The organism is Streptomyces sp. 3211.6 (assembly GCF_003634815.1).
GTDB classification, from domain to species: domain Bacteria; phylum Actinomycetota; class Actinomycetes; order Streptomycetales; family Streptomycetaceae; genus Streptomyces; species Streptomyces katrae_A.
In genome coordinates this window covers 7,410,103-7,431,091 of record NZ_RBXC01000001.1, presented here as the reverse complement: position 1 = coordinate 7,431,091, position 20,989 = coordinate 7,410,103, and the positions used below count along the sequence as shown (strand labels likewise).

Below are 20,989 nucleotides of genomic sequence, written 5' to 3'. Positions count from 1 at the left end.
GGCACTTCCAGAGCGGCGCGCGCAGCGGTGGCCTCGGCCGGGGGAGCGTCGGCAGGCCCCGCGCCGACGATGGCGGCCCAGAATCGGTCTCCCCCGCCCAGGTGCTTCACCAGATCGAACAGCGTCCACTCGGGGCAGGTCGGCACCGGTGCGTCGAGACTGGGCGCGGCGGCGACCGCGGCGCGGAAGGCGGTCGACCGTTCATCGATCAGTCGCAGCAGGTCAGGGAACTCAAGATTCTTTTCCACGCCGGATGTCTATCACCGAACTCCGGTGATCGGACAGCGATTTCCGCAGTCGCCGCCCGATGGGCCATTGCGGACGTCCTCGCCTCCCACCGCTCGGGGGACAAGCCGCGCACTGCTGCGAGGACGCTGGTGGTGGCGGTACGCCGGGCGCCGTGCCTGTGGGTGCTCTGGCCTCGCCGCGCGGCCTGGCGCCTCGCCGGCGCAGTGCTCGTAGTAGGCCCGTTCACCGCCCCGATTCTCTGACGCGAGGCACTGGGGCCGCATTCTGATCGGTCCTGTCGACGCTCTCCCGTTCTGATGGGGGCAAGGCAGTGCCATGACTGCTCAGAGAACCGGAGGCCGGCCCAGCCGCGTCATACGCCACACCGTCCGCCACCTCATCGGCTTGCGCGGGCCGCATGAAGTCCGTACCCCCTCCATGAACCCACCGCACCACGCCTTCAGGCCGGTCAGGGATCGGATGCGGGCGAGGGTGAGTAGGATCCACACACCGAGATAGACCGGGACCAAGGCAAGCGGGAGTCGGCGTCGGGCAAGCCAGACCCGGTTTCGGGCGGTGAACCGGTAGTACACCGCATGCCTGGCTGGTGAGGTCTTGGGGTGCTGGAGGACGAGCTTGGGTTCGTAGAGGATCTTCCGCCCGGCATCGAGTGCACGCCAGGCGAGGTCTGTCTCTTCATGTCCGAAAAAGAACTCCGCCGGCCACAGGCCGATCTCGTTGAGCATCGGAACCGAGAAGGCATGGCCACCGCCGAGGAAAGCAGTCACCAAGCCGCGGCGCATCGGATCGTCGGCACGCAGCCGGGGTACCCAGCGCCGCTCCGTGTGTCCGTGCTCGTCAGCGACACGGAACCCCACGATTCCCAGCTTGGGGTCCGAGGCGAACAGCTGCCCGACCGTGCGGAACACGTCGTCGGCAATGAGCAGCCCGTCGTCGTCCAGCTCGATGACGACATCGACCTCACCCGACTCGCACAGGGCCTTCAGGCCGACATTGCGGCCTCCGGGACAGCCGAGGTTCTCCTCAAGCGGGATCTTGGTGACGTCAGCCGAGACATCGGTGAGAGGGGTCGCGTTGCCCACCAGCACCACTCGCGCCGCAGGAACATCCTGCTTCTCCACAGAAGCGAGCAAGGCGTCCAGTTCCCGCGGGCGAGTGCCCATGGTCACGATGACGACCCCGATGCGCGGCAACGTCATAGCGGCAAACTCCAGTCGTCGGCGAGTGCCGATGCTAGCGTCGCTCAGCGTGGCCCACCACGTGCTGCTCCAGGCCACACACCAGGTCAGCCGTTCCGAGGCCAGAAAATTCGGGGAGACCGACCTGGCCTGGCGGGCCATCGACCGCGGCTGGGACATCCTGTACGAGCCGCGGCTGGTCCTCCAGCACCCGCGGACGTCCCCGGCCCGGCACGCGGTCCACCACCGGATGACGGCCCGCAACCGGGTCTGGCCGGCGCCTGCGGCGCCCGATGCGCCGGCGGACGGTCTGGCGACTGACCCGGCCGGGCCGATCCCCGTCGTCCAGTCGCGCTGCGCGGTGCGGTGGGTGAGCCGATGGACCTGGCGGTCTCGTCCGGCTCCCACTGCGTATCCACGGGCCTGCATATAGCGGAAGAAGCGAGACCGCTCCCTGTCCGCGACTGCCGCCTCCTGGGCAATGTGAGTGAACGACGGCGGGATCCCGGCGACTTGTCCGCCGAACGCCAGGACCTCAGCCAAAGCTCAGGGCAACGCTTTTCGTAAACCGCCATTCGGCTGATATCTCCCCGCCTTCGGACGTGTGCCCGCCCGATCGGGCCGCCGCTCGGTGAAGCTCGATGGGTCCGGCGGCCATGGAGCCGGAGTGGTTCCAAGCCGCTGCCCCCAAACGGAAGGTCAGCCGCAACCATGCTCATCAAACAGCTCGCGCTCGTACCCGAGACCAAGACCAACCAGATCAGTCCTTCACAGCTCAACCGCGTCGCCGCCGCGCTCCAGAAACAGGCGAGTCGCGACTTCGCACCGCTGTGGCAAGTGAATGCGACAGTGGACGCCTTCGACAGACTGGAGGACGTTCCCGTCGGGTACTGGCCGCTGATCGTGGTCGACGACGTGCCCGGCGCGGCAGGGTTCCACACGGACGAGAACGGACAGCCGTACTCCCTGATCGAGTTCAGCGACAGCTGGTCGCTGACCGCGAGCCACGAGATGCTGGAAATGCTGGCCGACACCTTCGGGAACCGTGTCGTGTCCGGCAAGTCTCCCCACCCCGACCAGGGACAGGTCGAGTTCCTCGTGGAGGTCGCCGACCCCTCGGAGGCCGAGGAGTTCGGCTACACCGTCAACGGCCAGCTCGTCTCCGACTTCTTCACCCCCCGCTTCTACGATCCGGTCACCGTCGCAGGGGTGCGCTACAGCTTCGGCGGTCACATCAAGGCGCCCCGGACGATCCTGCGCGGCGGGTACATCAGCTGGCGGGACCCGGTCAAGGACGAGTGGTGGCAGCAGACGTGGTTCGAGGGCAAGGAGCCGACGTTCCGCAAACTCGGCAAACTGTCGGGCGGCGGCAGCATCCGCGAGGCCATCGACGCACAGACCAAGACCGTCAGCCGCCTGGCCGCCAGCGGTCCCTCCTCGAAGCCCTACCTGGCCGCGCGGACCCTCACAGCCCGCGTCGACGAGTCCACCAGCGCCCGGGCCGACGAATGGCGCGCCCAGATCGAGCGGCTGAAGGGGGCGAACCCGGCGGCCAATGCCTTCAAAGCCACGGCGAAGGAGAAGGGGAAGGGCAAGGGGAAGGGCAAAGGGAAGTAAGGCGAGGTTTGGAGGACAATCGTCACCGTACCGCCTCAGCCCGCCTGACAGGGAGACTGTCGTGAGTGAGGACGCCCAGCAGCGCAAGGAGCGCGCGAATCGCCTGCGTGAGAAGATCCAGCGGCCCGAGGCCAAGCCCGAGCCGCCGGAGCGGGAGAGCCTGAAGGAGGGCGTCGAGCGCCGTATGCGGGAGCTCGACGAAGCCGAACGCGAAGATCGCCGGAACCGCCAGGGTGACGACGATCGCCCCGCTTCCCGGGACGAAGACGGCAAGCCCTGATACCACCGGGCCGCGCCCGGTCGGAGTAATGCCCGACCGGGCGCGCGGGCGCGCCCTTGAGGCCGGGCTCAGTCGGCAGGCGCCGGCCGAGGACGTCGAAGCGTGCACTCGCTCGCAGGTGGGCACGGCCCTCGGGGTGCCGGACTGACCGGCCCGCCGCACGCTGGATGCATGGCCGACCAAACGGAGATCGTCGTTCACCCCGTATCGCCGAAGGGCGGCCGGAAGGTCACCGCACACGTCCTCGGCGTCGACGCCGACCTCGGCCGCGCGTTCAACCTCGGGGACGTGTCCGAATTCCTGCGGCGGGCCGGCTTCGAGGACGTGGACCTGTCAGAGGAAGGGCCGATCCGGTGGCAGGGCGGGGGGCCCGAGGTGTGGAGCGCCGGCGCCTGAGCCCCGGCGCGCCACGTCGCTCGTCGGGAGGGTCGGGAGAGTCGGGAGAGTCCCGCTCCATGCCAGGGGGCCCAGGATCAGCCTCGCAGGCGGCCTGCCTAGATCTGGATCTCGGCGTCGCTCATTCGTTCGAGGTTCCAGCGGGCCATGATCTCGGCAACAGCGGGGTACCGCTCAAGGAGCTCTTCGTTACTCAGTTCCACCTCAGCTCGCGCCGGCACCGTACAGACGGCGGTGCGGCTCGGCACGGTCATCTCTCTCGTGCGGAACTTGCTCACGGGACCTCCAGCGCTCGCGTAGCTGAGGCGATCACGATCCGCCCGACCTGATGCCCGCGTCAACCCTTCCGGAGGAATTCATTCCGAGGAGCGCATAACGTTCCCCGGGCGCTGCGCGCCCGCGCGCGGTCGGGGCCGACCCTCAGCCGTTGCCGCCCGGTAGACAGCGGGGGCGCGGGTGCCCAGAAGGCGGGCCGGAGTGCCGCCGGCGATGCCGTAGGCCGGGGCGTCCTCGACGACCACGGAGCCGGCTGCGGCGACCGCGCCGCGGCCGATGCGGACTCCGGGCATGACTGTCGCGCCGTGACCGAACCAGACGTCGTGACTTCGGTCGGCATGGCTGCGGCGGGGCCGCCGGGGAGTCGGTGGACGGCGGTGTCGATCGCTGCCGGCCAGGGGCTGGACTTCGTGCGTGGCGGGTGACGGAGGCGGTAGTTCCATCCTCTCCTATGATCTGATCAACTCCCGGTGCCCCACGCGATGGTGGGTACGCCCGGGAGCTTCCACAAGGAGAGGCAACGGGGATTTGGCATTCATAGGCAAGTACCGGAAAACACTGATAGCCGCCTGTGCCGTGGCGGCGGTCGCGGGCGGCGGGCTCCTCACCCCCACCGCGTTCGGTACCGAGGACACCGACAGCGGGGCGGAAGCCGCCGAGACGGTCACGATCCCGCCGGTCGAGGACGCGTTGGACGCCCACGCGGCGGACTCCGCCACCTCCACGAGCGACAACACGGCCTTCAAGGACGGCGTGTTGACGCTCGGCGACACGGCGGCGGCCGTACCGCGCTCGGGCGTCGCCGCGGCCGGCACCACCAACCCGCCGTCGGGCGAGGGGTGGAAGCTGAGCGGCGCCACCAAGTGGCTGACGACCGGCTACACGATCAAGTTCTACGACCAGAAGTCCGCGGACTGGCTGGCCCCTTACGCGAAGGCCACCGCCGCCGACCTCCAGCGGATCACCACGCTGCCGGTCACCGTCGACACCCAACCCGTGGGCTGGGAACACGTCCGGCTCAAGGGCGAGGTGATCGTCGGCGTGCTGCACCGCCCGTGCGTGCCGCCCGCCGGCGAGGGCAGCATGGGCAGCACCGGCTGGAAGGTGGTCCGCGACGGCTCCGGGACCGCCAACCTCAGCTGCGGCTTCACCAATTCCTCCGTGCCGGAGACGGTGACCAGCGGACACGCCTACATCGACGACTCGTTCTTCACGGCGCAGGGCAAGCCCACGGCCGCGATGGGCGAGACGTACATGAGGAACCACATCAGCCACGAGATCGGTCACACGCTCGGCCTCACCCACGCCAACCGCAGCCTGACCAAGGGCGACTGCGTCAAGGGCACCGACTCCGGGGAGTTCCCGGTCATGTGCTCGCCGACGTACGCGTACCAGGACAAGCGGGCGGGTACGTACGTCCAGCAGTTCGACGTGCAGGGGCTGCGGCTGCTCGCCGCCGGGGCCGGGGCCGCGCTGCCCCCGCAGGGCAAGGTGACGGGCCTGGGCGGCAAGTGCCTGGACGTCAAGGGCGGCAAGGCGGCCAACGGCACGCAGATCCAGCTGTACACCTGCAACGGCTCGGTCGCCCAGTCGTGGATCCTCGGGAAGGACGGCACGTTCCGCGCGCTGGGCAAGTGCCTGGACGACTCGCGCGACCTGACCGCCAACGGCAACAAGATCCAGCTCTACGACTGCAACGGCACGTCCGCGCAGCGGTGGACGGTCAACGCCAAGGGTCAGATCGTGCACGTTGCCTCCGGCAAGGTACTGGACGTGACCGGCGGCAAGACCGACAACGGCACGGCGGTGCAGCTTTACGCGGCGGGCGGCGACAAGCGCCAGGTCTGGGTCGCGCCGAAGTAGGCGGCGTCCGGGCCGAACGTTCGCGCGGGCGCCTTCGGTCGCGTCCGCGCGGGCGCCTCGCAGCACCGCCCACGGCCCGGGGGGTCCCCGTGACGGACGGCTACGGGCCGGGAACGGATCGGTGCCGCTCGGGAGCGCCGGTGATCGTCATGAAGTAGGTCGCCGGTGTCTCCCTTGGCACGGCCCTCAAGCGCGGCGGGCCCCTGTGGCGCGGACCGCCGGCATGCGCGTGGCCGGTGGTCGCCGTGACCGAAGCACTGGCGAACGCCTCGCCCAGGGTCCCTGGGACCGGGCCCTGAACTGGTTCAGGTCCTCGTATCCGCTGCTCGGGGGCTCCCCGGGCGGCCGGTCCCGCGGGCTGCGGGATCACCGCCCGGATGGCCCGTCGTCGCAGGCGAGGGCGGCTCATCTTCCGGGCCGAGCCGGCCCGGCCGGTGTGAAGGCAGAGCACCGGCCGGACGGCCCTCGCCCGCCGGGGCGGCAGGGTGAAAGCCCATGACGGCACCACCGCCGGGGCGCACCCCACCGCTCGGCGCGCTCGCCCCGCGGCCCCGCCGTAGGCTGGACGTACACGCGTACGGCGAGCGCCCGCGCCTGCTCGCGGCGCGTCAGTTCGCTTCCGATTCAACCAACTCGGGGACCCGACTCCTTTACGGAAGGAGACCCCGATGACCGCCAAGAAGCGTACGTCCGCCGCCTCCGGGGCCGCCGCCAGGGCGGACGGGCAGGAACAGCTCATCGCCTCGGCCAAGCAGTACATCCGTACCCACGGGTCCGGATACCTCAAGGACCCCAACATCTCCTCGATCGGCATCGGCTACCGGGAGACGAAGGGGCGGCGGACCAAGGAACTCACCCTCCAGTTCACCGTCGACACCAAGGTGACCCCGGAGGGCCTGGCCCCGCTGAACACCACGCCCATCCCCCCGGTCATCGACCTCGGCGGCGGCCGGACCCTGCGCACCGACGTGATCGAACGCAGCTACCAGCCGCACTTCCTCGTCGTCCCCGAGGCACAGACCCCGGAGCGGCAAAAGCGCGTCGACCCGGTCCGCCCCGGAGTGAGCGTCGGCAGCGTCCGCCTGCACGCCGGCACCCTGGGCTGCATCGTCTTCGACAAGAACGACGGCGCCACCTGTCTGCTCAGCAACTGGCACGTGCTGAACGGCCGCGAGGGCACGGCCGGTGACGAGGTCGTCCAGCCGGGCACGGACGACGACAGCCGGTTCGCCGCCAACCGCGTCGGCGTGCTGCGGCGCGCCCACCTCGGCACCGCGGGCGACTGCGCCGTCTCGACCATCACCGAACGCGGCGTCGACACCGACATCCTCGGCCTCGGCGTCACACCGAAACAGCTCGGCGAGCCCCATATCGACGACAAGGTCGTCAAGTCCGGCCGCACCACCGGCGTCACGCACGGCATCGTCACCCGCCCCTTCGCCAAGGTCCGCGTCCCCTACGGCCCGCCGGTCGGGACCAAGGAGATCGAGTGCTTCGAGATCGGCCCGGACCCCCGCCACGTGGCACCCGGCGGGGAGATCAGCACGCACGGCGACTCCGGCTCGGCCTGGATGTTCAAGACGCGGTCCGGCAGGCCCTCGGACGTACTGGCCGGCCTGCACTTCGGCGGCGAGGACGAGTCCGACCCCGTGGACCGGGCGCTGGCCTGCTTCCCGCGCGCGGTCTTCGAACAGCTGAAGGTCACCCTGGATCCCCCGGCCGCAGCCTCCCTGGAGTCCTTGACCGCCGGGTACGACCCGGGGTTCCTCTCCGTGCCGGTGCCCACCCCGTCGCTCAACCCCTCGATCAAGGGCACCGCCGTACGGATCGACGGCTCCGAGGTGATCCCGTACACCCACTTCTCCCTGGCGCTGAGCAAGCCGCGGCGCTTCGCGATCTGGGTGGCGTGGAACATCGACGGCGGCGCCCTCAAGGCCCTCAACCGCAAGGGGATCGACTTCGTCAAGGACCCGCGCGTGCCGGCGGAGGACCAGGTCGACAACGCGCTGTACAAGGGCGCCGCCAACCGGCTCGACCGCGGCCACATCGCCCGCCGCGCCGACCTCTGCTGGGGCCCGCTGCCGGAGGCCCAGAAGGCCAACCACGACTCGTTCTTCTACACCAACATCACTCCGCAGATGGACGACTTCAACCAGAGCAAGCGCAACGGCCTCTGGGGGAGGCTGGAGGACGCGGTGTTCGCCGACGTCGACGTCGAGGACCTCAAGGTGAGCGTCTTCGGCGGGCCGGTCTTCCAGGACGACGACCGGGAGTTCCGCGGAGTGCGGATCCCCCGCGCGTTCTGGAAGATCATCGTCTTCTCCGAACAGGGCACGTTCAAGGCCAAGGCGTTCCTGCTGGCGCAGAACCTGGTCCTGCCCGAATCCCTCGAACTGGACGAGTTCCGCGTGTTCCAGGTCAAGGTCGCCGAGATACAGGAGCAGGCCCACATCCGCTTCCCCACCGTGATGAACGAGGCGGACACCTTCGTGGTGCCCGAGTCGCTGCAGGAGCGGACGCCACTGGAGAGCCTGGCGGATATCGACTGGAGCTAGGCCGTGTTTTAGAACTCGCCGACCTGCCTGGTTGGCCGTCCGGGGAAGTCGCGGGCGGCCATTCAGACGGTGAGGTCGCGGGCGATGTCGTTGATGCTGGTCGCTGTGGTGACCTCGTGCTCGTTGCGGGTGGTATCGCGGCGGACGAACTCGTAGCCGCCTTCGTCCAGGACGGCCACGGAGGCGAACCAGACGGGGTCGTCCTCGTCGGGCTGGACGACCACGAAGGTGTTGTCGGAGTCGTTGAGGTCGCTGACCATCATGAACAGCGCGTCCTCAGAGGGGTCGTCGATGCGGTCGCCGTTCTCGCTGTCGGCGCCGTAGTACTGGGCCCCCATCGCTGCTTCTCCCTCGCGTTGTTCGCCCTGGCCGCGGTCAGCATGGCATGCGGACCGACGGCCCAGGCCAGTCACAGCCATTCACCGATGGCGGCGATCAGGACGGTTGCCTCGAAGCGGACCGCGAGCTTGTCGAACCGGGTGGCCACCGCCCGGTTGCGCTTGAGCCGATTGATCCCACACTCGACCGCGTGCCGAGCCTTGTAGTCCTCACGGTCGAAGGCCGGAGGCCGCCCGCCGGCCTTCCCCCGCCGCTTGCGGTTCGCGACCTGGTCGGCGGGCTCTGGGATGGTACAGCGGATTCCCCGTTTTCGCAGGTAGGCCCGGTTGGCGCGGGAGGAATACGCCTTGTCGCCCCGCACCCGCAGCGGGCGGACACGAGGACGGCCCGGTCCGGTGCGGGGAACCCGGATGCCTTCCAGCACGGCGGCGAACTGAGGGCTGTCACCACGCTGACCTGCGGTGACCAGCAACGACAGCGGCCGTTGACCTTGCTCGCAGGCTAGATGGATCTTCGTGGTGAAACCGCCCCGGGACCGACCCAGTCCGTGGTCTTCCGGCTCGGCGCGGGTCCCGCCGGGCGGTTCCTTCTGGGCCTGTCCGTCGCGGCGGGCACCCGCGGCGTGCTGATGGGCCCGGCAGATCGTGGAGTCGACGTTGACCTCCCACGTGATCAGCCCTGCCTCATCCGCGCGGGCTTGCAGCCTGGTCAGCAGTGCAGGCCAGGTGCCGTCACGCTGCCAGCGGCGGAAGAGCCCATAGACCGTCTGCCACGGCCCGTACTCCGACGGGAGATCCCTCCACGGAGCACCAGTCCGCACCCGCCACCGAATCCCGTCGATCAGCCTCCGCCGGCCCAACGGCGGCCGCCCCAACACCGCGACCGGCAGCAGTGGTTCCAGCACGGCCCACTGACCATCAGAAAGATCCCCTCGCCCCACACCACGATCATCACGGCGCAGGGCGAGCGACAAGCCCATTTCTAAAACACGGCCTAGCCGTGCTGTGATCGCCGATCCACCGCTCCACCTCGGTCACAGGTCGGGCAGGAGGAGCCAGACTTCGGAGAAGGCAAGGCCGTGCTGGTGGGTCACCGCCCCGCACTGGCAGCCCAACGAGATCAGGCGCCAGTCGCAGGTCACCGTCCACGGGCCGGCCTTGCCCTCGCATGCCGGGCAACCGATGGTCTCGGCCGTCCACACGTCGGGAGAGGGTCTGCCGTAACGCCGGAAGCGGCCCGTGTACGGGACGTGCCAGGGCTCGACCGGGGGCGTGAGCGGGACGGTCCCGGGTGGGCTCGCCGAGGCCAGCGCGGCGAAGAGTGCGATCAGGTCGGGGAGCAGGGCCTCGCCCGCTTCTGTCGGGGGCACGGCCGGGCCGTCCGCTGTGCCCAACGGGGTCCCGTATTTGGGGGCCGCCGCTGCGGGCGGCGGGTTCGGGGTGGTGTGCCACGGGAGGAAGGCCCGGGCGATGGCGGCCAGGAGGGCGGCTGCGGGCGGGCTGACTGCGCCTGCGTCGAGGTGGTGGAGGGTGGTCCGCAGGATGCGTTGGAGGCGCCGGTCCCGGTCCGTGGCCAGTGTCCGTGTGGTCGCTGCCTGCCGGGTCGGGAGCGGTGCCGTGAGGCGGGCCAGGACGCGTGCCGCTGCTTCGGAGTCCGCCGCGGCAGGGCGCCACTCCCCGGCGGCCAGGAGCTGCCGTGCCCGCCCGGCCTCACGGGTCAGGGCGCGCGTCTGCAACGGCTGCCGGCCGGAGCCTGCCGTGTGGGTCTGGTGCCCGCTCGTCATGGCCCCCCTGTCCCCTTCCCCCGTTCGCTGCTGCGACGTATCCCGCCCCCCTACGAGCGACCGAGGCTAACCGATCCAGATGACGTCCAGGACCGACAGGTGCCGGGTGAGGCGGTTGACCACGTAGACGACGGACAGCTGCCCTACCGATGCGGCGCGGACGTCCTCGCCTTCGGGGTCGCCGGTGTTCCACTGTGGCCAGCCCCACGGGGATCGCGCCGCGATGTCCAGCACGTCGCGGACCATCTCCTTGGCGGGCCCGGGCAGCTCGGTGATCACCTTCGCGGCCTGCGGTGACAGGCGTACCGCCCAGGGCCGGCCGGTCACCGGCGTACGCCCAGGACGTCGTCGAGGGCCAGGAAGCCGGTCTCGTCGCGGCCGGAGTCGAAGTAGGCGTCGACGGCCGGGGCCGCGGCGAGACGCAGCTGCCAGGTACGTACGACGTCGTGGAGCGGGGTGAGGCTGTAGGTGTGGCGGGAGTCCTCCAGGGCCTTGGCCCAGTCCCGCTCGAACGCCGGCACCCAGGTCTCGGCACGGCGCTCCTCGCGCAGGCGGGCGAGGAGTTGGGCGGCCGCAGCAGGGGCGGGTGGCGGTACGGGGATTCCCTCGGGCTGCGCGCTCACGCTCTCCTCCTCCATGACGTCCTACCGCCACGGTATCCCCCACCCGCAGGTGCCGGCACGGAAGTTCGCGTGGCTGAATGCTGGTGGTGATCAAGCCTCGCGGTGTAGGCGCGGGAGGTAGGGGCTGAAGTGGTCGGCGACGGTCTGCGCGGTCGCGGCGGCGTCGCGGGAACCGTCGACTTCGATCACGCGGATGCCGAGCTGGTGGGCAGTGCGGACGGCGTCCTGTGCGACGAGGTGATCCCGAGCGAGGCGGTTGGCCTGGGCTCGGAGCGGATCGCTGACGCGGTGCCCGAGCGAGGCGGCTCGGGGTAGTTCGCGGAGCTGGTGACGGCGGAACTCCGGCGTGGGCACCATGACGACCATCCGGCGCGGGGAGTCGATGAGGGGTGCGACCAGTTCAGGACGCAGTCCCCAGCCCTCGGCGATGATCGGGTGGCCCGAGACGAGTGCGCGCAGGTCGTCCAGGGCCCACTCGAACCGGGCCGGGAAGCCGGCCAGGGTTTCGGTGGCCATCTCTTGCGGGGTGGAGTGGACCCACACCTTGTCGAGGTCTGGTTCGGTGGCGGGCTCGCCGAGGCTGAGGCGACGGGCGATCCGGCGGTCGTTGTGACCGCGGGCGTCGTGGTAGTCGTAGTGATAGGCGGTGACGCCGTACCGGACAGCGAGGAGCCGGGCCACGGTCGACTTTCCGGCCCATTGGCCGCCGCCGATCCACAGGGCGCGGTGCAACGTGTCGAAGGGATCCCGGATTCCGCTGTCCGCGAGGGAGTCGTGGCCGGTCATCTGCTGTCCTCCTGCGTTGAGGTGCGGCGGCTGACTTCGGCAGCATAGGTCGCGCCTCCTGCCGGGAGCACCCGTCCCCCGGAGCGTCGGACACGGCCCCCTCGGAGGGGAGATGGCGGGCGGCTACGCCTCCGGGTTGTCGGGGCGGAGGTCTCTGGCCTTGGTGCCGAGGTGGTAGCCGAGCGCGCGGTAGGCGTCGAACTGGGCGTGGTCGAACCACTGGTCGAAGGTGGCCTGGCGGGGGAAGGCCGGCTCGCGCAGGGCGTAGCTCAGCAGTTCTTCCGGCATGTCGGGGGTCAGGGTGGCCTTCACGAAGATGATCGTCCCCTTCGTCTCCTTCGGTGTGCCCGGCGAGAACTCGACCTCCTCCGGGTACTCGATCGTGCCGCGCACCACGCAGGTGGCGGAGAAGCGGGCGTTCAGGGCGGCCATCGGCGCCTCGGGCGCGAGGGGTTTCCCGCTGCCGGGTACCAGGTCCAGCAGGTTGCGGCCCGGCTCCCTGTTGAACGTGATCTTCACCCCGAGGTCCTCGTAGGCGAGGGTCACGGCCTGGGCGAGGGTAGTGGCCAGGGGCGGGGTGTCCCCGGAGGCGTCGATGACGTAGACGGTCCGGCAGCGGAGCCGCAGCATCTCGACCAGGCCGAGGTTGTCGAAGTGGCCGCCGTCGGTGCACAGCAGCAGGGGCGTGGTGTCCGAGAACCAGCCCACCAGTTCCTGGAGCTGGTACCGCAGCCGCCGCACCCGGGGCAGCCGCGGCATGATCCGGTCGGGTCCGTACTTCGCCAGTTCCGCGATGTAGAGGGGGTTCGGAACCCAGGTGCCCAACCGTACGTTGGACAGGGCGAGCAGCCGCTCCATGAACATCGTCTGGGAGCCCATCGCCGAGGCGAAGGCCGCTCCTGACACGGCGACGGCGGACTGGACGGTCAGGTCGCGCCCGATCAGCTCCGGGGCCGTCGCCTGGAGGGTTTCGGTGCGGACCCAGCCGGTGTCGGGGCCACCGCAGTAGTCGGACGCGAAGGTGAAGGGCACGGCCGGGCGCCCGGGCGCGGTCCGGTTGCGCAGCGAGACGGCCGCCGAAGCGGCGAAGATGACCTGGGGGAAGCCGTCCACCCGCTGTGCGTAGGGGTGCAGCGGGGTCGGCTCGTGGTTGTAGTCGTACGGCAGGGCGCCCACCGAGCCGCCCTTCAGCACCGCGCGGCGGACGGCGAAGGCGCCCGCAAGCCGTTGGCGGTAGAAGGGGTGAAGGCTGAAGGTGGTCTGGTCGATCACGAGCGACAGCACGATCAGGGTGGTCGGGATCCCGGCCTTCCACCAGATGTTCCACGTGCCCGCGTAGACGGCCGTCCAGGTCATCAGGGCGAGGTAGAAGAAGGCGACCAGGAGCAGCACCAGCCAGCACACCGCGGCCTTGACCCAGCCGCCGCCGACCTGGACCACGAGGGAGGGCCCGCCGCCCTTGCGGAGCGGGCCGGTCAGTTCGCCGCCGGGCGTCAGCTGCCTCACCGTCTTGTGCACGACGGTGAACCAGGTGCCGACGGCGGTCGCCGCCCCGGTGAGCGCGGCGAGCACGGACAGCCCCCTGCCGTCGCTGTACACCACCCCCTGCTCGTGTGCGAGCCAGGCGAAGAACCAGATCACCGCAGGGAGGACGATGGAGAGCAAGGCGACCACCAGGGCCATCCACACGATCGCCTTCACGACGCTGCGCAGCCAGGCGGGGCGGGACGCCTTGGTCCAGGATCCGCCGAAGGCGAAGGCCACCGACACCAGGCCGGCCAGGCCGAACAGGACGAGGACGGGCTGCCAGGCGTTCGGGTACAGGTGGAAGGGCGGCAGGAAGGTCTCCGGCGGACCGGGACACACCGGGAGCGCCGGGTTCTGGCAGGTCGGTACGAACACCTTCGGCCGTGGGACGAAGCGGTGGAGGTCGGTCAGCGGCAGCCGCGAGTAGAACGCGTTCAGGCACTGGCCCACGACGGTGAAGAGCAGGGCCAGCATGCCGAAGGAGACGGCCATCCCCCGCAGCACCGCCCCGGCGGCGTGCAGCCTCTCCTTGGGGGTGTCCGCCAGGTACTTGGCGTGGCGGCGGACGTGGTCCTCCTCCGGGCTGCCCGGTGCGAAGGCGTCCGCGGGCCGTGCGAGGCCGGGCCGGGGTACCGAAGGGTTCCCCTCGGCATCGACGAACCGGGCGTCGGTCAGGGCAAGTTGGAAGGCGCCGGCCGTGTACCCGCCGCCGGACACCGACACCAGGTAGTCGGCCTCGAGCAGTTCGGCGCGCAGCGCCTGCAGGGCGCCGAGGGCCACCGACGCCGACCGGATGCCGCCGCCGGAGACGCAGAAGCCGAGCTCCCCGGGTTTGCGGGAGGGCGGCTGGTAACGGCGGTTGCGCCAGTGGGCCGACGCGCTGTCCGGCGGGTCTGCGGCGAGGTGTGGCCTGGCCGGGTCGGGTGCGGTCCACTCGGACAGGGGTTCCCAGTCGTGGGGCGCGGCGGGCGGGAGGATCACGTCCGGCAGGCCGGTCCGGTCCGCGGCGGGCTGATCGGCGTACTCCACGACGGGACGGGGGCGGTCTTCGGTCGTTCCCCTCACCAGGGAGGGGGCCAGCACGCGGCGGGAGCAGAGGGTGACGACGGTCAGGAGGGCGGCTGCCACCAGCGGGATGACCAGCGCCCATTTCAGCTGGGCGAAGTGGCTCGCCCACTGCAGGTTCCGCTCCAGATCATGCTCGGGGCCTCCGCTGAGGAGGGCGGCCCGGGGCGGTACGGGACCGTTCGGGTCGGCCTTGATCCGGTTGAGGGCCTGCCAGAGGAAGACGTTCTCCACGCAGTCCGCCGCCACCGCCACGGGGGTGAGGAAGAGGGCTCGAAGGGCCCACAGCCGCGTGGCCTTGCGGTAGAGCAGCAGGTGCCCGAGCCCGAACGCCCCCGCGAGGGCGGCCGCATAGCCGGGGATGAACCAGCGCCAGTCCAGCACGAGCCCGTCCTGGAAGAGGCCGGCACCGCCTCCGGCCTTCACGATGGCGCGGGCCCGTGCGGGGGTCGCCGCGAACTGCAGCAGCAGCTCGCCGTCCCCCGAGGGCCTGGCCCCGAACGGCGGAGCCGCCCCGTACCAGAGGACCATCGAGAGACCGGCGGCGAGCCCGAACAGGCACAGCCCCACCGCCCAGCCTGGCACTTCTCGCAGTTTCAACTGCGCCTGAGCATTCGGCATGCACGCAGAGTAACGGCGTGATTGCCTCTGGTGTCGTTACGGCCGGTGGTCGTGGGGGAACAGGACCCGCTCGGCCCCGTGCAGGCCTGAGGCGCGCCGCGGGCGCGGGCGCAGGACACCGCTGTCTCCTTCCCGCGGCGGCCGTCTCCGGCCTTGCCGGGTCACGGGGCGGGAGGGGGGCCTTCCGTGGGCCGGCCGCCCTGGTCGTCGGTCAGGCGGGCCCTCCAGTCGCCGACGTCTGCGTCGGGGATGGAGGCCAGGCGGGCGATCTCCGCGTCCCCGCGGCCGTCGGACCAGGCCAGGATGCGCGTCACGGTGCGGTTACGTGCGGCGCGGAAGTCCTTGAGCATGTTCTCGAGGCGTTCGACCTCCTCGCCCTCGTGGACGAGTTGCCGGTCGACGGCGGAGCGTTCCTCGTCGCGCAGCCGCCGCAGATGGGCGGCCAGGCCCGTCAAGGCCAGCCCGTGTTCGTGCGCGGCGTTCTGGAACCTTTCGGCCAGGGCCGCCAGCGCGCAGTCGGGGACGTCGGCGAGGGTGGCTCCGAGGGGCTTGGCCGCCTCCCACGTGTCCCGCCCGGCCTCTGTCGTCTCCAGCCAGGCGCGGGCGTCCGTCGGGGTACGGTCGCCGCAGGCCCGTGCCCGGTAGGCGTACAGGGCGGCACGGTGGCCGTAGAAGGTGAAACCGTCCTCCATCTGCCGGCCTGCGGCGCGGCACACCCGGCCGGGTACGCCGCCGTAGCCGTCCTGGGGACTGTAGTCGGCGTAGGCGTCGAGTTCGGCGTCCGTGGCCAGGCCCCAGGAAGGGTCGCACAGCTCGGGGTTGGCGGCCAGGAAGGCGCCGACCTCGATGCGCCAGGCCGGGACCGGGGTCATGCGGGGCCTGGGCCAGAGGAGTTTCCCGGAGGGGTCGAAGGCGGGGGTCGCGGCCTGCTCGATGTCGTCCCACGCGGTGGCCGCCTCGGCCGACCACTCCAGCTCGCCTTCGGGGCCTGTCCGGTGGACCGAGTCCACGAGCCGCTGCACGGCGGGCAGTACGCGCAGGGCGAGCGCGTGCAGTTCGTCGGCGGCGAAGAAGTGCCAGGTGCAGCCGCGTTGTTCGTCGTGGGTCAGGTGGCCGAGCAGCTGCACCATGATTCCCGGTCCGGGGATGGCGCCGTCGCCGAGTGCCCTGCGCGGGAGGCCGGGGAGCCGGCTGCCGAGGGATTCCCGCGGGGCCCGCCAGTCGGTGTCGCCGAACCAGACGGCGCCGTCGCGCGCGTCCACTGCCAGCCACTGGCGGTAGCCCGCTCCCGGGCCGTAACGCTGGTCCTGGTGCTCGGCGTTCTCGTCGTGCCATACATACTCGGCCGGGGGCGGGTCCAGCTCTGCGGCCATGAAGCCGTCCTCGGGGCGGTAGCCGGTGAGGATGCGGGCCGTTCCCGGCGCGCCGGCGGCTGCGGTCATGAGGGGTTTCCTCTCGGTGGAACGTCAACCGCGGCAAACGTAGTGCGCCCGCCACACAGTAGTTTAACTTTCAGCCACCGTGTCCGGTAGTCGGACACGGTGGGACGTCCGGCGTGTCGGTGAGGTCTACGCGCGTGCAGGCGGCGTCAAGTTGGCCGTTTTTCACGCGGCCTCCACGATCCTTTCACTTACGAGAGTGCGGCCAGCGCTTGCGCGGCGAGCATCTGTTCCAGGTCCAGGACGGCGCGCGGGGCATGCCGGGTGTCGATGCGGACGGCGTAGATGAAGCGCGTCAGCTGCGGCTCGGCCAGGGGGCGGGCCACGACCTGGCTGTGGGCGAGGGGCAGGGCGAGTCGCGGCATGACGGCCACGCACAGGCCGGCGGCGACGAACCCGAGCACGGTGTTGAAGTCGTCCCCCTCGTATTGCAGGCGGGCCTGGAAGCCGGGTGCGTTGGCCATCTGAGAGAGCAGTTCCAGGCGCAGCGCGGCCTCCGGAGCCGCGATCCACGTCTCCGCCGCGAGGCTGGCCAGGTCGATGACCTCCCGGTCGGCGAGGCGGTGGTGCACCGGGACCACGGCCACCACCGGATCCCGTGCGACCAGCGTCCGGCGCAGCATCCTGGGCGGCGGGACGGGGATGAAGTCGTAGTCGTAGCTGAGGGCCAGGTCCATGTCCCCGCGCTTGAGCCGGTTGTAGCCGGCCTCGGGCTCCAGCTGGCTGAGGCTGACCTGCACGTGGGGGTAGGCCGCGTGGAGCCGGGCCAGCGCCTGCGGAACGATGCTGGTGGCGGCCGAGGCGAAGGCACCGAGGCGGATGCGGCCGGCCGTACCGGCGCGTATGGCGCCGAGTTCGACCGACGCGGCCGCCAGCGCAGTGCGGACACCCTGCTCCGCGTCGAGGAGGACTTCGCCGGCCGGTGTGGCGCGCACGGGGCGGCGCTCGAGCACCCTCAGGCCCGCACGGCGTTCGAGTTCGGCGATCTGCTGGGAGACGGCGGGCGCGCTGTAGCCGAGTTCGCGTGCGGCGGCGCTGAAGGAGCCGTGCCGTACGACGGCTTCGAGCGTGGCGAGCAGGCGGGGGTCGAGTCCGTGCACGGAGTTAAGGCTCACTTATCTGTCGCGAAGATGTGTTTTCTTGTGATGGAAGACGAACGCCAGCAGGATTCTTGCTCGCGGCGAGAAAAACGCAAGCCTGCGCTCCCGGGCCGCGAACGCCCCTCCCCCGCCGTCACGGCGCCCTCACCCGTACCGCCTCCGCCGCCCGCTGCAGCCTGCCGTGGCCGGGCGGACTGTGCGGCTCCGGCCGTCGACGATCATCCCTCATGCCCCGAAAGGAAGTGGTATGTCACACCCACCACTCATCGGCCTCACCACCTACCTCACCACCGCACAGTGGGGCGAGTGGGACCTGCCCGCCGCAGTGCTGCCCTCGGCCTACGCGGACTGCGTCCGGGCGGCGGGCGGCCGCGCGGTGCTGCTTCCGCCGGACGCGCCGGAGGCCGCGGCCGACGTGGTCGAGCGCCTGGACGCGATCGTCCTGACGGGGGGCGAGGATCTGGATCCCGCCCTGTACGGCGCCGTGCCCCATCCGCGTACCGGGCCGCCGGTTCGCGAGCGCGACGGGTGGGAGCGGGCCGTGCTGGCCGCCGGCCTCACCCGGGACATCCCCGTGCTCGGAGTGTGCCGGGGGATGCAGCTGATGAACGTGCACGCGGGCGGCACCCTCGTCCAGCACCTGCCCGACAGCGTGGGCCACCACGGCCACAACCCCCACCGGGGCCACTTCTGCCCCCACGCCGTGACCACCGTCCCCGGAACCAGGATCGGCTCCCTCCTGCCGGGGACCCGCCAGGTCGCCACGCACCATCATCAGGCGGTGGACCGGCTCGGCACGGGCTTGGTCGTCGCCGCCCGCGCGGCGGACGGCACCGTCGAGGCGGTCGAGAGCAGCCGGCACCGCTTCGCCGTGGGCGTCCAGTGGCACCCGGAGACGGGCGGCGACGCGCCGGTCGTGCGGGCCCTGGTGGCTGCTGCGGGCTCCTCCGCAGGCACCGGACCGGCGCACACGGCAGGACGGAAGAGCCGTGGAGCAGGAAGCTCTGCGGTCCCGGCCCCCCCGATCCAGGTCTCTTGACACCTTGCGGCGCACCCAGCAAGATCACAGCGTGAACCTGTCAGACAGCCAGACAGCTGGCCCCCTCCCGCGGCGCGTCAGCGCGATGGAAGCGGTCTTCGGCCACCTGCGCAGCGCCATCGAGCGCGGTGACTACGCCGTGGGCGACAAGCTCCCCTCCGAAGCCGAGTTGTGCCGGACCCTCGAGGTCAGCCGCCCCGTACTGCGGGAAGCCCTCCGGGCCCTGCAGGCCATGGGCCTGACCGTCTCCAAGAGCGGCAAGGGGACGTTCGTCCTGGCGAACACGGTCGAGGACCCCACCTTCGGCGACTACGCCGCCAGCGACCTGCTGGAAGTGCGCCGGCATGTCGAGATCCCGGTCGCCGGGTACGCCGCGCTGCGCCGCACCCCGGAGGACCTCGACCATCTGGGCCATCTGCTCGACCGGATGGAGCAGGAGACCGACACCACCGCGTGGGTCGCCATGGACACCGTCTTCCACCTGGCGGTGGCCGAGGCGTCCCGCAACCCCGTCTTCCGCCGCGTCATCGAGGAGATCCGCGACGCACTGGCGCGTCAGTCGACCTTCCTCAACGAACTGGGCGGCCGGCGCGAGCAGTCCAACTGCGAGCACCGGGCCATCCTCGAGGCGCTGGTCGACGGATCCGAGCACGACGCGGTGGAGGCCATGTCCCACCACCTCCTGCGGGTCGAGACGACCCTCACCGACATCGTGCGCCCCCAGCGCACGGCCACCCCTACGGAAGGCAGACCCGAGGCGTGAGCGAGCAGTTCCTCAAAGACGAGAAGCGCCCCACGACCCGTCACGTCGACGCCGGGGACACCGGCTACAGCAAGTCCTTGAAACCCCGGCACGTCAACATGATCGCCATCGGCGGGGCCATCGGCACCGGCCTCTTCCTCGGTGCGGGCGGACGCCTCGCCGACGCCGGTCCCTCACTGTTCGTCGCCTACGCCGTCTGCGGGATCTTCGCGTTCCTCGTCGTGCGCGCGCTCGGCGAGCTCGTCCTGTACCGGCCGTCCTCCGGCGCCTTCGTCTCGTACGCCCGGGAGTTCCTCGGGGAGAAGGGCGCGTACACCGCGGGGTGGATGTACTTCCTCAACTGGGCGACCACCGGCATCGCAGACATCACCGCGGTCGCCACCTACACCCATTACTGGCGCCTGTTCTCCGACGTCCCGCAGTGGGTGATCGCGCTCATAGCCCTGGCCGTGGTCCTCACCGTGAACCTCATCTCGGTGCGGATCTTCGGCGAACTGGAGTTCTGGTTCGCCATCGTCAAGGTCGGCGCCCTGGTCCTCTTCATGGCGATCGGGATCTTCCTGCTGGCCACCCGGCACCCCGTCGACGGCACCGTGCCGGGCCCGGCCCTGATCACCGGCAACGGCGGGATCTTCCCCAACGGCCTGCTGCCCATGCTGCTGGTCGTCCAGGGCGTCGTCTTCGCCTACGCCTCCGTCGAACTGGTCGGCGTCACGGCCGGTGAGACCGAGAACCCCGAGAAGATCATGCCGAAGGCGATCAACTCGATCATGTGGCGCGTGGGCCTCTTCTACGTCGGCTCGGTCGTCCTGCTGTCGATGCTGATGCCGTGGAACAAGTACAGCGCCGGCCAGAGCCCCTTCGTGACCGTGCTCTCCCACATCGGCGTCCCGGCGGCCAGCGACGTGATGAACCTCGTCGTCCTCACCGCGGCCATGTCCTCGCTCAACTCCGGCCTCTACTCCACCGGCCGCATCCTGCGCTCGATGGCCGTCAGCGGCTCCGCCCCGCGCTTCACCGCGCGGCTGAGCCGTAGCCAGGTTCCCTACGGCGGCATCCTGCTCACCAGCGGCATGTGCGTCCTCGGCGTCGGGCTCAACTTCGTGGTCCCGGCGGACGCGTTCGAGATCGTGCTCAACCTCGCCGCGATCGGCATCCTCGCCACCTGGGGCATGATCATGGTCTGCCACCTCCTCTTCTGGCGGAAGACCCGTAACGGTGAACTGACCCGCCCCGCGTACCGCCTGCCCGGCTCCCCGTGGACCGAAGTCGTGACGCTGGCCTTCCTCGCCTCCGTCCTGGTCCTCATGTACGCCGACGGAGGGGCCGCGCGCACCACTGTGCTGTGCGTTCCGCTGATCGGCGCGGCGCTGGTCGCCGGCTGGTTCGCGGTGCGCGGCCGCGTGGTGCGCGCCGCGGCCACGAGCGAGGGCTGAGACGGACGCCGGCGGCCGGCCCGTCCCTCCTGGCCGGGCCGGCCGCCGGCCGCA

Annotated in this window: 21 protein-coding genes and 1 pseudogene; 9 read left to right on the top strand and 13 right to left on the bottom strand. The window is 70.8% G+C overall.

Features of this window, described 5'->3' with window-relative positions; genetic code table 11:
• On the bottom strand, window positions 1–248 hold a 248-nt coding region (locus tag BX286_RS34150; RefSeq protein WP_187344258.1), incomplete at its 3' end, for a maleylpyruvate isomerase N-terminal domain-containing protein.
• Window positions 249–572: 324 nt separating this feature from the next.
• Complete coding sequence (locus BX286_RS34145) at window positions 573–1,448, bottom strand: glycosyltransferase family 2 protein (RefSeq protein WP_121017459.1); 876 nt, start codon at window positions 1,446–1,448, stop codon at window positions 573–575.
• 49 nt (window positions 1,449–1,497) lie between these two features.
• On the opposite strand from BX286_RS34145, the gene BX286_RS34140 reads away from it, so the two are divergent.
• The 4 genes from BX286_RS34140 to BX286_RS34125 all read left to right on the top strand — a co-directional run bounded on the left by BX286_RS34140 (window position 1,498) and on the right by BX286_RS34125 (window position 3,720).
• Window positions 1,498–1,860: a glycosyltransferase family 2 protein gene (locus tag BX286_RS34140; RefSeq protein WP_398898867.1), complete on the top strand. Its 363-nt coding sequence runs from the start codon at window positions 1,498–1,500 to the stop codon at window positions 1,858–1,860.
• A gap of 278 nt (window positions 1,861–2,138) precedes the next feature.
• Window positions 2,139–3,044: a hypothetical protein gene (locus tag BX286_RS34135; protein WP_185117354.1), complete on the top strand. Its 906-nt coding sequence runs from the start codon at window positions 2,139–2,141 to the stop codon at window positions 3,042–3,044.
• A gap of 61 nt (window positions 3,045–3,105) precedes the next feature.
• Window positions 3,106–3,324, top strand: a complete 219-nt coding sequence (locus BX286_RS34130; RefSeq protein WP_100864496.1) for a hypothetical protein — start codon at window positions 3,106–3,108, stop codon at window positions 3,322–3,324.
• A gap of 171 nt (window positions 3,325–3,495) precedes the next feature.
• The gene (locus tag BX286_RS34125) at window positions 3,496–3,720 is read left to right on the top strand and encodes a hypothetical protein (RefSeq protein WP_121017457.1); all 225 of its coding nucleotides are present in this window, start codon (window positions 3,496–3,498) and stop codon (window positions 3,718–3,720) included.
• A gap of 98 nt (window positions 3,721–3,818) precedes the next feature.
• Here BX286_RS34125 and BX286_RS34120 read toward each other — a convergent pair whose 3' ends face one another.
• Both BX286_RS34120 and BX286_RS37730 read right to left on the bottom strand, forming a co-directional pair.
• Complete coding sequence (locus BX286_RS34120) at window positions 3,819–3,998, bottom strand: hypothetical protein (protein ID WP_079423248.1); 180 nt, start codon at window positions 3,996–3,998, stop codon at window positions 3,819–3,821.
• 165 nt (window positions 3,999–4,163) lie between these two features.
• A pseudogene (locus BX286_RS37730) lies at window positions 4,164–4,322 on the bottom strand (antibiotic acetyltransferase); the annotation flags it as partial.
• Window positions 4,323–4,572: 250 nt separating this feature from the next.
• On the opposite strand from BX286_RS37730, the gene BX286_RS34110 reads away from it, so the two are divergent.
• Together BX286_RS34110 and BX286_RS34100 are read left to right on the top strand one after the other, a co-directional pair.
• Window positions 4,573–5,859, top strand: coding sequence for a ricin-type beta-trefoil lectin domain protein (locus BX286_RS34110; RefSeq protein ID WP_237292497.1), 1,287 nt, complete (start codon window positions 4,573–4,575; stop codon window positions 5,857–5,859).
• A gap of 668 nt (window positions 5,860–6,527) precedes the next feature.
• Window positions 6,528–8,414: a DNA/RNA non-specific endonuclease gene (locus BX286_RS34100; protein ID WP_121017456.1), complete on the top strand. Its 1,887-nt coding sequence runs from the start codon at window positions 6,528–6,530 to the stop codon at window positions 8,412–8,414.
• A 62-nt stretch (window positions 8,415–8,476) separates the two neighbouring features.
• Here the strand turns inward: BX286_RS34100 and BX286_RS34095 are convergent, their stop codons facing one another.
• From BX286_RS34095 to BX286_RS34055, 9 genes are all read right to left on the bottom strand, one after another.
• The gene (locus tag BX286_RS34095; protein ID WP_121014619.1) at window positions 8,477–8,752 is read right to left on the bottom strand and encodes a hypothetical protein; all 276 of its coding nucleotides are present in this window, start codon (window positions 8,750–8,752) and stop codon (window positions 8,477–8,479) included.
• 71 nt (window positions 8,753–8,823) lie between these two features.
• Window positions 8,824–9,732, bottom strand: a complete 909-nt coding sequence (locus BX286_RS34090; protein ID WP_398897937.1) for an IS5 family transposase — start codon at window positions 9,730–9,732, stop codon at window positions 8,824–8,826.
• A 54-nt stretch (window positions 9,733–9,786) separates the two neighbouring features.
• Window positions 9,787–10,536: a hypothetical protein gene (locus BX286_RS34085; protein ID WP_121017455.1), complete on the bottom strand. Its 750-nt coding sequence runs from the start codon at window positions 10,534–10,536 to the stop codon at window positions 9,787–9,789.
• 66 nt (window positions 10,537–10,602) lie between these two features.
• The gene (locus BX286_RS34080) at window positions 10,603–10,863 is read right to left on the bottom strand and encodes a hypothetical protein (protein ID WP_079423258.1); all 261 of its coding nucleotides are present in this window, start codon (window positions 10,861–10,863) and stop codon (window positions 10,603–10,605) included.
• Window positions 10,860–11,159 (bottom strand): DUF6247 family protein, encoded by a 300-nt coding sequence (locus BX286_RS34075; RefSeq protein WP_079431480.1) that lies wholly within the window; start codon window positions 11,157–11,159, stop codon window positions 10,860–10,862. The genes BX286_RS34080 and BX286_RS34075 overlap by 4 nt, the downstream gene beginning before the upstream one ends.
• A 90-nt stretch (window positions 11,160–11,249) precedes the next feature.
• On the bottom strand, window positions 11,250–11,945 hold the full coding sequence (locus tag BX286_RS34070) for a hypothetical protein (protein ID WP_187344257.1): 696 nt from the start codon (window positions 11,943–11,945) through the stop codon (window positions 11,250–11,252).
• A gap of 123 nt (window positions 11,946–12,068) precedes the next feature.
• Window positions 12,069–15,158 carry a patatin-like phospholipase family protein gene (locus BX286_RS37105; RefSeq protein ID WP_222842068.1) on the bottom strand — a complete coding sequence of 1,030 codons (3,090 nt, stop codon included), beginning with the start codon at window positions 15,156–15,158 and terminating at the stop codon, window positions 12,069–12,071.
• Window positions 15,159–15,319: 161 nt separating this feature from the next.
• On the bottom strand, window positions 15,320–16,600 hold the full coding sequence (locus BX286_RS34060; protein ID WP_121017454.1) for a hypothetical protein: 1,281 nt from the start codon (window positions 16,598–16,600) through the stop codon (window positions 15,320–15,322).
• Window positions 16,601–16,788: 188 nt separating this feature from the next.
• Complete coding sequence (locus BX286_RS34055; RefSeq protein WP_187344256.1) at window positions 16,789–17,697, bottom strand: LysR family transcriptional regulator; 909 nt, start codon at window positions 17,695–17,697, stop codon at window positions 16,789–16,791.
• 247 nt (window positions 17,698–17,944) lie between these two features.
• On the opposite strand from BX286_RS34055, the gene BX286_RS34050 reads away from it, so the two are divergent.
• The 3 genes from BX286_RS34050 to BX286_RS34040 all read left to right on the top strand — a co-directional run bounded on the left by BX286_RS34050 (window position 17,945) and on the right by BX286_RS34040 (window position 20,935).
• Window positions 17,945–18,736: a gamma-glutamyl-gamma-aminobutyrate hydrolase family protein gene (locus tag BX286_RS34050; protein ID WP_100864504.1), complete on the top strand. Its 792-nt coding sequence runs from the start codon at window positions 17,945–17,947 to the stop codon at window positions 18,734–18,736.
• Between the two features lie 85 nt (window positions 18,737–18,821).
• Window positions 18,822–19,499 carry a FadR/GntR family transcriptional regulator gene (locus BX286_RS34045; protein ID WP_079423267.1) on the top strand — a complete coding sequence of 226 codons (678 nt, stop codon included), beginning with the start codon at window positions 18,822–18,824 and terminating at the stop codon, window positions 19,497–19,499.
• The gene (locus BX286_RS34040) at window positions 19,496–20,935 is read left to right on the top strand and encodes an amino acid permease (protein ID WP_100864505.1); all 1,440 of its coding nucleotides are present in this window, start codon (window positions 19,496–19,498) and stop codon (window positions 20,933–20,935) included. Before BX286_RS34045 ends, BX286_RS34040 begins: the two co-directional genes overlap by 4 nt.
• Window positions 20,936–20,989: the final 54 nt, after the last annotated feature.

Bases quoted from the DNA above. Each gene is read 5' to 3' on its own strand.
- BX286_RS37105 (WP_222842068.1), bottom strand. From the start codon at position 15,158: ATGCCGAATGCTCAGGCGCAGTTGAAACTGCGAGAAGTGCCAGGCTGG.
- BX286_RS34050 (WP_100864504.1), top strand. From the start codon at position 17,945: ATGTCACACCCACCACTCATCGGCCTCACCACCTACCTCACCACCGCA.
- BX286_RS34145 (WP_121017459.1), bottom strand. From the start codon at position 1,448: ATGACGTTGCCGCGCATCGGGGTCGTCATCGTGACCATGGGCACTCGC.
- BX286_RS34085 (WP_121017455.1), bottom strand. From the start codon at position 10,536: ATGACGAGCGGGCACCAGACCCACACGGCAGGCTCCGGCCGGCAGCCG.
- BX286_RS34100 (WP_121017456.1), top strand. From the start codon at position 6,528: ATGACCGCCAAGAAGCGTACGTCCGCCGCCTCCGGGGCCGCCGCCAGG.
- BX286_RS34095 (WP_121014619.1), bottom strand. From the start codon at position 8,752: ATGGGGGCCCAGTACTACGGCGCCGACAGCGAGAACGGCGACCGCATC.
- BX286_RS34070 (WP_187344257.1), bottom strand. From the start codon at position 11,945: ATGACCGGCCACGACTCCCTCGCGGACAGCGGAATCCGGGATCCCTTC.
- BX286_RS34090 (WP_398897937.1), bottom strand. From the start codon at position 9,732: ATGGGCTTGTCGCTCGCCCTGCGCCGTGATGATCGTGGTGTGGGGCGA.
- BX286_RS34060 (WP_121017454.1), bottom strand. From the start codon at position 16,600: ATGACCGCAGCCGCCGGCGCGCCGGGAACGGCCCGCATCCTCACCGGC.
- BX286_RS34135 (WP_185117354.1), top strand. From the start codon at position 2,139: ATGCTCATCAAACAGCTCGCGCTCGTACCCGAGACCAAGACCAACCAG.
- BX286_RS34125 (WP_121017457.1), top strand. From the start codon at position 3,496: ATGGCCGACCAAACGGAGATCGTCGTTCACCCCGTATCGCCGAAGGGC.
- BX286_RS34045 (WP_079423267.1), top strand. From the start codon at position 18,822: ATGGAAGCGGTCTTCGGCCACCTGCGCAGCGCCATCGAGCGCGGTGAC.